The organism is Neobacillus nitrireducens, from assembly GCF_030915405.1.
GTDB lineage: Bacteria > Bacillota > Bacilli > Bacillales > Cytobacillaceae > Neobacillus.
In genome coordinates, this window is the sequence record NZ_CP133262.1 from 2,584,538 (window position 1) to 2,597,402 (window position 12,865).

The following is a 12,865-nucleotide window of genomic DNA, read 5'->3' on the forward strand; positions in this document are numbered from 1 at the left end:
AGAATAATGATAATAAGAAGGAACGAGGGAATTATAAGAAGAAAATAAGGAGTCCCTAATGATTATAAGTCCTTCCGATCAGGCAAGTCCGATCATTAAAGGGTTAATTAGGGGTGACAGAATTTCTAGCCGAATGTGATACGTAAGAAATATACAAATTAGAAGAAGGTGTATTATGGCGAAAAATTGTTACCGGTCATTCACCATCATTTCTTTAAGCATGGCATTATTACTAATGACATCCTGTAGTCAGTCACAAGCAAAAGAGGAATACAATAAGACTAAAACTCCTCGTGAAGTTTTAGGTTTCTACACAGAAAAGGAAGGATCGTATCCAGGATCTCAACCTACAGTTAACTCTCATTTCAACAGTTTAAGCATCATAGCACCCTTTTGGTATAAGCTTGATGATAAACGCCCGGGCAGTCTTATTGATTCCGTTAGAGCAGATCATAAGATTGAGGTTATTCAAAGTGCTCATAAAAAACATCTGAAGGTATATATGGTTGTACATAATCTCTTTTATGAAACCGTCGAGAAGGGCAAGCAGGTAGCGAGTAATGTACTCAATAACAATAACAACCGCAATGTTTTCATTCAGAACTTACGCAATGAAATGAATCAGTTTAAATTTGACGGTATTAATATTGACATGGAAAATTTGCATTTGACTGACCGAGATTCCTTTAGTCAGCTGATAAAAAAATTGTCAAATGCACTGCATCGTGATGGAAAGGTAGTTACGGTTTCAGTCCCGGCAAACACAGGTGATTCCCGTGCTAATCCCTGGTCTCCGTGGTTTGATTATGAAAAGCTTGGTCTATATTCAGATGGGTTAATGATTATGACATACGATGAACACAACCCAAGAACAAAACCCGGGTCAACTGCATCAGTTAATTGGACAGAAGCAACGATTCGTTATGCTTTGAAACATAAAGTACCACCATCAAAAATTTTACTCGGTATCGCTGGTTATGGATGGGACTGGGATACAACAGCAGGCAAAGCCAAATATAGCTCCTATGAAGAGTTAATTGGTCAGAAAACAAAATATAAGGCGAAAGTTCTATGGGACTCCCATTCGCAAACACCTCATTTCAGTTACGTAGATGAAGATCATCATAGCCATCAGGCTTGGTTTGAGGAAAGCCATAGTCTGCAGTTTAAGCTAAACATAGTAGAAAAATATAATTTACGGGGAATCGGGATCTGGCGGCTCGGTTTGGAGGACCCAAAGTACTGGAAGACTATACCCGAGAAAATAAAAGTTAAAAAGTAATGGAATGATCCCCCAAATCCTGTTGGGATGACTGCAGAGATCCCTTTTTACAAAGGATGAACACTTATTCTTAATCCACGAAAGAGCAGGATAATTGAACAAAGATACACAAAAACCCTAGCTTTTTAGGCTAGGTTATTTTTGTATCGGCAATTCCCCAAAAAATCATAACAACACTTCAACTAGTTATGAACCTTTTCTAGTGCTAGTTTTATACCAAAACCAATCAGGATTGTACCTGTGATTCCTTCAATGATTTTTTTTGTTTTTGGCCTTTTCATAAAAGCACTGATACGATTAATTAAGGAGACATAAAGTAAAAACCACACGGCAGTCAATATAATATAAGTGCTGCCCATTATGAGGAATGGAAAAAACGTATTACTTCCAGATTCCACGAACTGAGGCAAAAAGGTTAAGAAAAAGACAGCAACTTTTGGATTTAATAAATTAGTAAAGAAACCTTGTTTAAAACAAGATGTGTTTTTAAGTTGTCTTTTTGTGTCCACTTCAACACTAGCTGTTGTTTCATCATTCTTTTTCAAAGACCACAATGCTTTAATACCAAGATAAAGCAAGTAAACAGCACCAACGTATTTCAAGACAGAAAACAATAATGCTGATTTCATTATGATTGCTGAAAGTCCTAATGTTGCAGCAGAAGTATGGATACAAAGGGCACAACAAGTACCTAAAGCTGCTTTAAAGCCGCCCGATTTCCCCACTGAAATAGTATTTTTTGTAACAATTGCCGTATCTGGACCAGGTAAAATAATTAAAAAAACACACAACATGACAAACGCATAAAAGTTTACCATTTTACTTCTCCTTTCGGAATATTACATAGTAAGAATTCTTACACATTATTATATAGTAGTTCAATATTTGTTTGAACATTTAATTTTTTCGATTAATTCCCGTTAAACTATCAGGATAATTGAAAAAGCTTGGTTAGTTTACTCAAGCATCACGGGTCAGGACCTTTTTTAGTAAGAGTGTCTCAAGAATTGGAAAAGTTACTCTTTCAGATAAAAATACTTTTCTTACTAGTTACTGAGAATTCAGTACATCCTACTAGTAGGAGGGATTAATAATGATATTTCGAGTTTTACTACTTTTCATTCTTATAGGTGTTCCTTCAACAACGATGGTACATGCGGAAGGGCCACTCACAGCTGCATTTATTCGAGACCATCAGCTATGGATCAAAAAGGGAGATAAAGAAATACAACTCACCAAAAATCGTTATGTGAATTCTCCAAAATGGTCCTATGATCGCCGGTTTATTGCTTATATTGATGGCGATAAAAAAGGAGAAAAATCAAATTTATTCATTTACGATACCAAAGAAAAAGAAAACTACCAGCCTTATGTAAGGGTGGAAACATCGAACTTTAAATGGTCCCCGATCAAAAATCAATTGGCCTACAATGATCAAGGTTTATTAAACGTTACGAAAGTAGAGAATGGTCGCCCGCAAGGATTTGAAAATGTCTCACTTGGGGTTGGTGATTTTGAATGGTTTCCTAATGGGAAAGAATTTATCGCCTCCTCCCCATCCAGTTTACGTCCTACTGGTTGGGGACCCATCCCGCTTTATAGAATTCCAGTCGATGCCAATCTAGCTACAGATAAAATGAAACTTTTTTACACCATTCAAACAAAGGAGCCTGATTTGTTTGCAATCTCTGCTGATTATTTTAAATGGAGTTTTGATGGGAAGTGGGTGAGTTTCTTAGCCATGCCAACAGCTTCTTTGTCAAATGATAGTAATACCTTATGTGTTTTGTCCGCACAGGGAGAGCGATTTCAATCCATAGGAAAAATGCTTTGGTACCAAGACTGGATGAAATGGGCTCTCTCCGCTAATCAACTAGCCTATATTTCAGGAGAAGGAAGATTTTTCGTTGAAAACAAGAAAACCATGATTGCGGACATGCCAACAGCTAAGCAACAAAAGGAATATACACCGAAAGGATATGTGGATCTTGATTTGGAATGGTTCTCACCGGATCAAGTGATTGTGGCTCGTGCAAGCGAGAATAAAAAGTGGAAGGAAGGGTCTGTTCCAACGATGTTTACAGCACTTTATGCGATCAATATTAAAACAGAAGATCAAAATCAAATCTCTTTTCCAAAGAAAAATGAACTTGATGAAGATCCACAAGTTATTGGTTCTCATCTTACTTGGCTTCGAAAAAAAGTAAAGGATCATCAAGGTGATGTATGGGTGAAGGATGGGTTAAGTGGTCAAGAGCGGATTTGGCTTAAGAATGTTGATTCAGCTCCTGTGTTTTTTTTCAAATAGGTATTTATATTTGGCCATGTAAAAAGCCTTTAAACTGTTCAAGTAATTATTAAAACTTGCTTGCATTGTTTATGTTTTTTAGATCAACTCAAGATCCATAAAAAGTTGGACCATGTTCCGGTGGGCGTTCCTCTAACTTCTCCACTATTCTACCTTCCTCAGTCGAAATGGCCCCGGATTTTTTATCAAAATAAATAGCTATTGCACTCAATATAACAACAGGTGTAAAAATATATATCCAAATCATAACAAGACCCCCATTTACATAAACAGTTTATTAATATTATACACTGAATTTAACTTTATTTTCCATTCATTCATTAAACTCAACTCAACTAATTAAACGTTTGGTTAGTTTTTTCACTACCAAGGGATTTATTTAATCAATCGTTTGGTTAGTTTATTCAAACTATATGTACCAAGGGCTCCATCGATTTAATCAATCGTTTGATTAATGACGATTAGGTTAGATGAATTCTGAAGGGAACCTTTATAAAGGCAGACAAAAGGCCCAGTTCTGTAGCTGAGCCTTTACGAATAACCTATTGTTTATTTACACGCTTCAATTAGAATGGGTTCGTTGCCAGCATGCTTGCTGTTTTCACATAAATACGTGGATGCAATTTTAATTGAGCAACGATAAATTCAGCAATGTCTTCCGGCTGCATATATTTCTCATCATTATTTTCAGCGATTAAGTTCGTTTTAACCGCGAGCTCCGTAGCCACGGTACTCGGCGTTAATGCGGTAACGCGGATATTATTTCTTCGTACTTCTTGTGCTAATGATTCCGTTAAGCCGATGACGCCAAATTTGGAGGCACTATAGGCACTGGATGTGGCAGCGCCGCTTAACCCATTGGTAGACGAAATGTTGATGATATCACCACCGTTTTTCTCAATAAGTTGAGGAATAACCGCTTTTGTTACATAATAGGGGCCCATCAAGTTAACATCAATGATTCTCTTCCATTCCTGTGGATCCATCTCTAAAAGTGATTCAAACTTTCCAATTCCTGCATTATTTATCAGAATATCAGCGGTGCCCAACTCGCCCGTTATTTTTTTAATCGCTTGCTCTACTTCTTCCTGAGATGAAATATCAACGGCCGCGTAAGCTGCTTTAACTCCTAAACCTTCCACTTCACTTACGACTTCCTTTAAGGCAGACTCTGTTCTTGCGAGTAAACCAATGTTTACCCCTTCATTTGCTAAAGCGATTGCAACTGCCTTGCCAATACCTCTTCCAGCACCCGTTACAAACGCTACTTTTCCTTTTAGTGATTGTGTCATTATTAACAACTCCTTCTAGCTCTTATTATAGTATTGTGGGAAAATTATTCTAACAGTATGCTCACAAAAATAAAAAGAGGAAGACAAACCCCTGTTCATAATAAAAGTGCACTGGCATCATCCGCATTTTACCCAAAATCTTAACTAGTTAATTACTAATATCTTTATTTTGCAAAAGCAAGATAATCTGTCTGTTTTGCTCCACTTGAATTTCACTATTTTTTTTAATTTGATAAACCCATCTAACAACAAATGCTAGGACGATTAGTGGCAAAAAGGTGAATAAAGGAATTAAGGTATTTCATTTAAAAGACCCCTCCAATTTTCTACTATTTTACTATCTATTCGATTCAACTATTCTCTTTTTCCATATATACCAAGGAATCAAGAATTTAATCAAACGTTTGGTTAGTTTTGTAATACTAGTTATTGTATGATTCAGCTGGGAAAAATCCGGCCTATATGTTTGGTTGCAGCAGCACCCATTAATCTATATCGTCCCCGCGAAACTCGTTCTAGTACTCGATAAACTATTAATTTTTCTTTTAATTTTGGCTATGTTAATTCTCAATGTTGATTTTCAGCCAAAACTATAACCGCCCCGTAATGAAGGGGCGGTTTATTAAACTATCGTTCTCCGTTAGAAGAACACCTTGTACGGCTATTTCTCTAACTCATAGCGGGCCGCGATAATGCCCGACTTGAGCGTTCGGCTGGACAGCAGCTTGAGCCTGATTTTCTCACCGCCGCCGTCGAATACCGATTTTCCGCCGCCCAGGATGACTGGACAAATTGTAAACAGGAATTCGTCGATCAGGCCGAGCTTAAGCAGCGTCTTTGCCGCTCCCGGGCTGCCGAAGATAACGAGATTTTTGCCGGGCTGCTCTTTGAGTACCTTGATTTCCTCTGCGATATTGTCCTTGATCAGCATCGTATTGTTCCATTCCACCTTGTCCATCGTGCCGGAAATGACAATCTTCTTAACATCCTGCAGCCATTTGGCATGCTCCATTTCGTGCCTCGGCACATCCGGATTGTCCAGCATCGTGGGCCAGTAGCTCTCCATCATGCGATACGTCGTCCGTCCGTAAACGGGGGCCCCGACTTCGGCTACGACCTCCTCGGCGTATTTCTCTAATTCCTCGTCGTACGGAATCCAATTGAGTCCTCCGTTCGAATCCGACGCATACCCGTCCAGCGACACATGCATGAACAATACGAGTTTTCTCATGTCCGTTTTTCCTCCGATTTCGAATTTATTTTGTTCGATTTTTTTGGCCGTTGGCCCGCATTTCATCCAGCTGTTACGTTCATAATAAATCATTACGTTATGTAAGGGCCAAGTGGAAATCTTAATTTTTTGACTGTTCTAAAACTTTCTGTTTAGATGCCTCATCTATCAATGCATAAATATAGGCAGTATTTTGTGACTTTTTGATAGCCTCCTGACGACCACTATGATCACCTTTTAACCATCGTTCATTGCATCTGTAGACAAACTCAAAATCCTTGTAAGTTATTGCTCGATCCATCGAAATTTTTATACTAGGTGTATGGTTTTCAGCTTTTTTAATTACGAGATGTTTATCCGAAACACCCACTAAAAACCATAATGGGATACTTTTATTTTGTGGTACCGTATGTATTTCAAATTCTGACAATCTAGCTTTCGCTCTAAGATTCTCCCATACTTGTGTTACGCCCATATTTTATCTAATCCCCTTTGCAGATTCATTAAATTTCTTTACCACCTAATAATTTTGGTTATTTCTTCCGCTTTTTCATATACTTGATTTTATTTTCGGATGTTATTCCATCTACATCTTATTCAAGTAAAGTTAAAACTTTCGCTTTAAATCCATAGCAACTCACCCTGTTCAACGATAGTTTGGGAGGACTACTTTTCCTCTTTGATTCATGCATATACCTGCCCATTCTAATATGCAAGCGATAGGAGTAATTCGACGAAATACAGTCTGCCCTAATTGTTTCCCGTAGACCTTAAAAGCTATTCTTCCTTCAACAGAATCAATTGGCAGTCCTGTTTCACCTAATTTATTACTCATTGCATCCCCCTTAATTGCACAGCCACTTTTCTCATTTAACAGCATAATCGTTTCTTCAAACACTGACCAGGGTAAAAAAGGTTGGCTGGCTAAATTGCTCACGCTAATACCATCTTCATTCAAAACTGCTTGAAATGTTTTCTTCCCTTTTAATAAAGGTATTTCTGTCGGATTACCATTTTCTAAAAATTTATCTTTAATTCTCTCAATTACATTTATTATTTCCAAAATATCACTCCTCTAAGCAGATCATTCTACTATTTTAATGATAGAGCATAAGGGTTAATTTTCCAATAAAACTTTCGCAATAGAATGAAAAATCCCATCAAAGAATTTCTCCACTAAAAGTGATATATTATGACTAGTAAATCATTCATCAAGGAGGATCACATTGAAAAAACTCGTGAAAGTTGTCGCAGCAATTATTGAAAATGAACAGAATGAGATTCTTTGTGCTCTTAGGTCCCCAGAAATGTCCATTCCAAATATGTGGGAGTTTCCGGGCGGAAAAGTGGAAGCAAATGAGGACATCTACTCAGCTCTGGAGAGAGAAATTGATGAAGAACTTGACTGTAAAATCAAGACATCAAAAGAGGTATTTAACGAAAATGTCCATGAGTACGAGACGTTTATCATTAATTTAATCTCAATTAAATGTAAAGTTGTCGAAGGAACGCCAACACCAAGTGAACATTCCAAGCTAATTTGGCTGAAAAGAGAAAATATAGATTCGCTAAAGTGGGCCCCGGCTGACATTTCAGCGGTTGAACAATTAATCCATGAAAAATAGTCTTCTCGAATGAGAAGACTACACTTTTTTTGTAAACTCTGTATATAGGTTTGCAGGGATTTCGTGCTCTAATTTGATTTTCACCGTGATCGGTTTTTCACCTTCATATTGGACTGAATCTCCTTTACCAATATATATGAAAGGCTCATTTTTTCCATCTATCTCCCTGTACTTCCTCACAAATAAATGTAGATTAACACCACGTTGCTTATTAGAAATAATATTCTGCCCTCTTTCAGAATGCTGGGCAGTACTATTTTGTGATTGCCATTGAAAGTATCGCTCATTTATAAATTTATCTTTATAGTTAATACTTTCCTTTACATCCTCTTCTTTATGCAAATCAATAAATAGGAAATACTCTTTTCCGTTAGCAAGCAACCCTGAACCCCTAAAGGAACTATGGATTTTCCGATAGTTGGAAAGTAATGCGGCATCCATCATTTGATATTGCTCATATAGTTTAAAGTGTGGAACACCGTAGTATTCTGCCTTAAACTCTTTTTCGTAACGGAAAATCCCGTAGGTAATGGCATCTTCTATATATTTACGGCACTCCCTATTTTTTAGTAATTCATTAAAAATGGGAGCCTTAACAAGTTTTCCGTCTATATAATTACATAGTTTAGGTTTACTCTTCAATTGACCGCTATCATAGTAGTTCTGATTCAGGCACTCAAATGCATGTAATACACTATCATTGTCAACATCCTTAATCATCTTTAGGATTTGATGCTTAGCAATTTCTAAATCAACCTCTGCATGTTCTATCAAATATCTAATAATGATAAACTCATAAATCCTGTTCAGAGGAAGCTTGCTAGATAATTCTTTTAAAGCTCCTTCGAAAGCTTCATTTTGTAGTAAACCTTTTAAATAATCATCTTTTTCAACTTTTGCTACAAATTGAAGATACGTTTTTTCACGGTCAATAAATTTTGTAGGATCGGGTGCTCCATCATACTTGAGATAATCCAATAACAAATAAGGAATTCTTCCTTGATTGAGCTTTTTAAATTCAAAATACTCTTCCTTCAGATACTTCATCGAATTGAAGTTTTCATTATCAATCTGTGCAAGAATTCTTTCCTGCGAGATCTTATCCATTTGGATATGAGTACACCCAGGAATATTTGCAAATCCAGTCGCAATTGCTACCTTCAAACTTTCTTTATCGTAGTACCTACTTCCGTTAAGTGCCAGTGCAATGAGAAACGTTTTATTATGGTTTCCGATAAAATCAAGAACCGTTAAAAAGCTTTTATCGGAATGCTTCCGCAATCCCCTTCCTAGCTGCTGAATAAACACAATTGGCGAGTTTGTTGGCCTCAACATGAGTACTATATTAATAGAAGGAATGTCTACGCCTTCATTAAAAATATCAACGGTAAATATGAATTCTAAATCATCTTGATCATTTTCTAATTGATTAATAAAACGCTCCCGTGTGTCCGGTGAGTCGGCACCGTATAAACAAACACTTTTATAGCCTCTTTTATTAAATTCACTAGCCATATACTGAGCATGTTCAATACTGGCGCAGAAACCAAGGCCCTTTCTTTTCTCGCCATCATGACCGTAAAAATCCATTTTTTCAATTATAAAATCGACACGCTCATTAACCTTTAATCTCTTGGTTATTTCAGCAATATCGTCAATATTAACATCACTTAAATCAATGCCTTCAATATCCGTAATCCCAAAGTAATGAAAAGGAATAACTAACTCGTCCTCTAAAGCCTCATGTAATCGCACTTCTAATGCCACATTATTATCAAATAGATCAAAAACATTATAACCATCGCTACGTTCTGGGGTTGCCGTCATTCCTAATGTAAACTTAGGTTCAAAATAGTCCAAAACGGTTTGGTAGGTTGGGCTGGTCGCATGATGTGCTTCATCAATGATTAGATAATCAAATTCTTCTTTTTTAAATTCATGAAAACATTTAGAAATGGTTTGGATCGTAGCAAAAACATAATCCACATTTTTTTGCTTATGATTACCTGTTAGCAGGCCAAAAGTATACCCCTCATTCGTGATGAGCATTTCAAAGGTATCTTTTGCTTTCTTCAATATCTCTTCCCTATGTACAATAAATAGAAGTTTCTTCGGTTTTAAACTTTTGACATCGAAAGCCGACATATACGTTTTTCCTGTACCGGTTGCGGCAATGACAAGAGCCTTCTTTTCGCCAAAGCTTCTTAGTCTATCTAAATTCTCGGTTGCTCGCTTTTGCATTCTATTTTGGACGATATATTGCTTGTTTTCATATATCAGCTGATGTTTCTTTTGTGTATTTTTGAGGCTTTTTAGAAACTCCTCATATCTACTAATAAAATCCTGATCAGCTTCTTCACTCATGTTCCAGAGATAGTCATATTCCTTTAGGACATCTTGTATAAACCTGCCATCCTCTTTCGTGATAATTTCAACATTCCACTCAATATTGCTTTTCAGAGCGCTTTGAGTGATATTTGAGGAGCCGATTATCACTTTGTAGCTATCTTTGTACTCAAATATGTATGCTTTCGTATGGAAACCAATCTCTTTATCCGTAACAAAAACCTTTAGCTCAACATTATTAAACTCTCTAATTTTCTCAAGAGCCTTTGCATCCGTAAAATTGAGATATGTGGAAGTAATAATTTTTCCTTTAATCCCCTTTGACTCGGCTTCCTTTAATGGATCAAGGAGAAGTTGGAGTCCACTAAAGTTTATAAATGCAACACTAAAATAAAACCGCTCACACTCGTTCATCGATTTTACTAGCTCTCTTAATAAATTCCCCTTATCGGAATTTACGATTAGCTTCTTTTCGACCGCTTCCATTGGATTACTCCTGACTATATATTAACTATCAATACTTGTATTGTTATTTATTGGATATGTGGAAATTGTACTATATTTTTGGGTAAATAAAAAGATCCACTATCCAAAATGAATTTGTGGATCCTTTTCTCTTTAAATGGATTTTGATCGCTTAAATGTATATATAGATACTTTATGGTACGGTTCACCGTAATGAATCTAAATGAGGTTTTTTCACTAAAATCTAAAAAGCCCAACACTCTTTAATTAGGTGCTAGACTTTTTAGGCTTCGGCGTTATTAAGCGTTTCTGAATTTTTTTCCAATGGTTTTTAACTTGGTATGCCATAAGGTTGTTCGTTGCAGAGTCTTTATCAAATACTTCTTGAGCCCTTTCGGCATAAGTTAAGAAGTTACCATAGCCTGCCTTGCCATTTCCGAGGTGAGTATATTTAGTATATAAGCTTTTCCTATGCTTTTTTACACCCGATTTTTCTGATTTCCAATTACATAATCGAACCTTTTTATACGCCCTGCAATAGTATTTGAATAAACTCTTTTCTCGTAATTTCACATTGTGACCATCAAATGCAAAACCTAGGTAATCTAAAATGCTTGGCTCAAAATTCTCGTCATATATTCTATCCCGATTATAGATAAACCTCTTTGTTTTTTCCTTTTGAATGATTAACCTTGGAGTTTGATTTTTCACTTGCTCAATTACATCTAGATGTTGGCTATAATCGTAAATGTTTGCTTCCCCCTCAAAAGGTATAACAATGATTAAATCATCGCAATATCTTCTGTAAAGCCCCCCACAGGATTCTACATAATTATTTATTTTCTCATCAAAGTCTAAAAGGTAAATATTGGAGCAAACTGAACTCAATCCCGCTCCCTGAGGTATTCCATAATTATTTTTATTGTACTCTACGTTTCGATTATTTGCCTTTCTAAACCTTCTAAAATCCTTCTCATCTAAAAGTCTAGACAGTTTTTTTCTCTTATCCCTATTTTTGTATTTCTTCTTTAATAATTCATCGATTTTTGCCTTATCAACCCAACTATATTTAGTAATATTCTTAAAAACAGCATAATAATCTTCCGGCAAAGTTTCCTTTTCTAAAACCGTTTGTAACTGGTTTTTAAGATACTTGTGGTCAAGTTCATCAAAAAAGGATTTGAAATCCGCTACGTATATGAAAGCCTGATTACTTCTTTTAATATAATCTATTACTTCTTTTGCAAAATGGATATTGCATTTTCCATCATTCTTTCTTCTATAGGCAGTTGCAACAGAATCTATGCCACGTTTAACAACTAATTTATTGTACATATTATTTAGCAAGTCACCGTAATATTTATAAATAAAGCTATCAATATGAGATGCATAAAAGATTTTTCTTTCTTTCGGTTCTGGTTTTTCCTTCCCTTTTATCTCATTATTATATTTATGTATCTTTATACTAAAATGAATAAACGGGTAAAATCCATGCTCTTGTACCCAGCATGGATTTGTAATTCTATCAACAGCATTTTTAATAGAAACTTTATTATCAAAATGCTTATATTTCTTAGTGTTGTATTTATCAAAATTAATATTAGCAGAGCTGGAAAGGGCATGTAATTTTAGCCTATTACTCTGATTCATAGTCAGTCACCCTTTCAGCTTACCGTGGTCTCAATTAAATCCTATAAATAGACTTCAAAAGGACCGTTTACATTGTATGTGATTTCGCACAAACAACAAGGCTGTATATAATATTACTAATCCTATATACTATTAAGTATACAGTGGAATGGTTGACTACAAATGGAGGTGTTAATTCCGATATGCAGTGTGGTTGCCTTATGTTATCCTTTGTTATTGCCTGCTGGTTCGTGATAGCAGCAAGAAATGTTGTTTGGATAAAGCTTGACAACCGTTCACCAGTCTCCCCCGCAACTATTTACGGGGCACTTTTATTATATCACAAATGGATTCTATTACCAGTAATTATATCAATGGCTATTTTATCTATGAAACCTCTAGTCAATTCAAGTTCGGCATTAGCAAAAATAAGTTATAACGCATTAAAAAATATCTGCTTAGTGTACCTTAATAAGTTCATGTGCCAGGAACCACACGAATATTGCCGAAGTTTGGTAGTTTCCAGTAGTAAGTAAAGGAGACCGAATAAATTAAAATGTTTGATTAGTATTTCCCATATTTAAACCTCATACATCTTAATGCTTACCATCTCTTCCATATCTATATCAATTTCCTTAAAAGGTAAAAGTGGATTATCTGTATATCGCCAATTTCGTGTATTCTTCT

11 protein-coding genes are annotated in these 12,865 nt (G+C 36.0%); 3 read left to right on the forward strand and 8 right to left on the reverse strand.

Annotated elements, in window-relative coordinates; all coding sequences use genetic code 11:
- Window positions 1-175 precede the first annotated feature (175 nt).
- Window positions 176-1,282 (forward strand): glycosyl hydrolase family 18 protein, encoded by a 1,107-nt coding sequence (locus tag RCG22_RS12445; protein ID WP_308103190.1) that lies wholly within the window; start codon window positions 176-178, stop codon window positions 1,280-1,282.
- Between the two features lie 182 nt (window positions 1,283-1,464).
- Here RCG22_RS12445 and RCG22_RS12450 read toward each other — a convergent pair whose 3' ends face one another.
- The gene (locus tag RCG22_RS12450; protein WP_308103192.1) at window positions 1,465-2,100 is read right to left on the reverse strand and encodes a LysE family translocator; all 636 of its coding nucleotides are present in this window, start codon (window positions 2,098-2,100) and stop codon (window positions 1,465-1,467) included.
- 275 nt (window positions 2,101-2,375) lie between these two features.
- Between RCG22_RS12450 and RCG22_RS12455 the strand changes: the two genes are divergently transcribed.
- Entirely contained in the window at window positions 2,376-3,590 is a 1,215-nt protein-coding gene (locus RCG22_RS12455; protein WP_308103193.1) for a translocation protein TolB, read from the forward strand.
- A gap of 88 nt (window positions 3,591-3,678) precedes the next feature.
- Here the strand turns inward: RCG22_RS12455 and RCG22_RS12460 are convergent, their stop codons facing one another.
- The 5 genes from RCG22_RS12460 to RCG22_RS12480 form a co-directional block, all read right to left on the reverse strand.
- A complete protein-coding gene (locus tag RCG22_RS12460) occupies window positions 3,679-3,837 on the reverse strand; it encodes a hypothetical protein (RefSeq protein ID WP_308103194.1) in 159 nt (52 codons plus the stop codon).
- 319 nt (window positions 3,838-4,156) lie between these two features.
- Window positions 4,157-4,882: a 3-ketoacyl-ACP reductase gene (locus RCG22_RS12465; protein WP_308103195.1), complete on the reverse strand. Its 726-nt coding sequence runs from the start codon at window positions 4,880-4,882 to the stop codon at window positions 4,157-4,159.
- 661 nt (window positions 4,883-5,543) lie between these two features.
- The gene (locus RCG22_RS12470) at window positions 5,544-6,206 is read right to left on the reverse strand and encodes a dihydrofolate reductase family protein (RefSeq protein WP_308103196.1); all 663 of its coding nucleotides are present in this window, start codon (window positions 6,204-6,206) and stop codon (window positions 5,544-5,546) included.
- Window positions 6,207-6,234: 28 nt separating this feature from the next.
- Window positions 6,235-6,588: a hypothetical protein gene (locus tag RCG22_RS12475; protein ID WP_308103197.1), complete on the reverse strand. Its 354-nt coding sequence runs from the start codon at window positions 6,586-6,588 to the stop codon at window positions 6,235-6,237.
- A 171-nt stretch (window positions 6,589-6,759) separates the two neighbouring features.
- Complete coding sequence (locus tag RCG22_RS12480) at window positions 6,760-7,176, reverse strand: hypothetical protein (protein ID WP_308103198.1); 417 nt, start codon at window positions 7,174-7,176, stop codon at window positions 6,760-6,762.
- A 163-nt stretch (window positions 7,177-7,339) separates the two neighbouring features.
- On the opposite strand from RCG22_RS12480, the gene RCG22_RS12485 reads away from it, so the two are divergent.
- Entirely contained in the window at window positions 7,340-7,738 is a 399-nt protein-coding gene (locus tag RCG22_RS12485; RefSeq protein ID WP_308103199.1) for a (deoxy)nucleoside triphosphate pyrophosphohydrolase, read from the forward strand.
- An 18-nt stretch (window positions 7,739-7,756) separates the two neighbouring features.
- On the opposite strand, the gene RCG22_RS12490 is transcribed toward RCG22_RS12485, so the two are convergent.
- Window positions 7,757-10,570, reverse strand: a complete 2,814-nt coding sequence (locus RCG22_RS12490) for a DEAD/DEAH box helicase (protein WP_308103200.1) — start codon at window positions 10,568-10,570, stop codon at window positions 7,757-7,759.
- Between the two features lie 246 nt (window positions 10,571-10,816).
- Window positions 10,817-12,199 (reverse strand): antiviral reverse transcriptase Drt2, encoded by a 1,383-nt coding sequence (gene drt2, locus RCG22_RS12495; protein WP_308103201.1) that lies wholly within the window; start codon window positions 12,197-12,199, stop codon window positions 10,817-10,819.
- Between the last annotated feature and the right edge of the window lie 666 nt (window positions 12,200-12,865).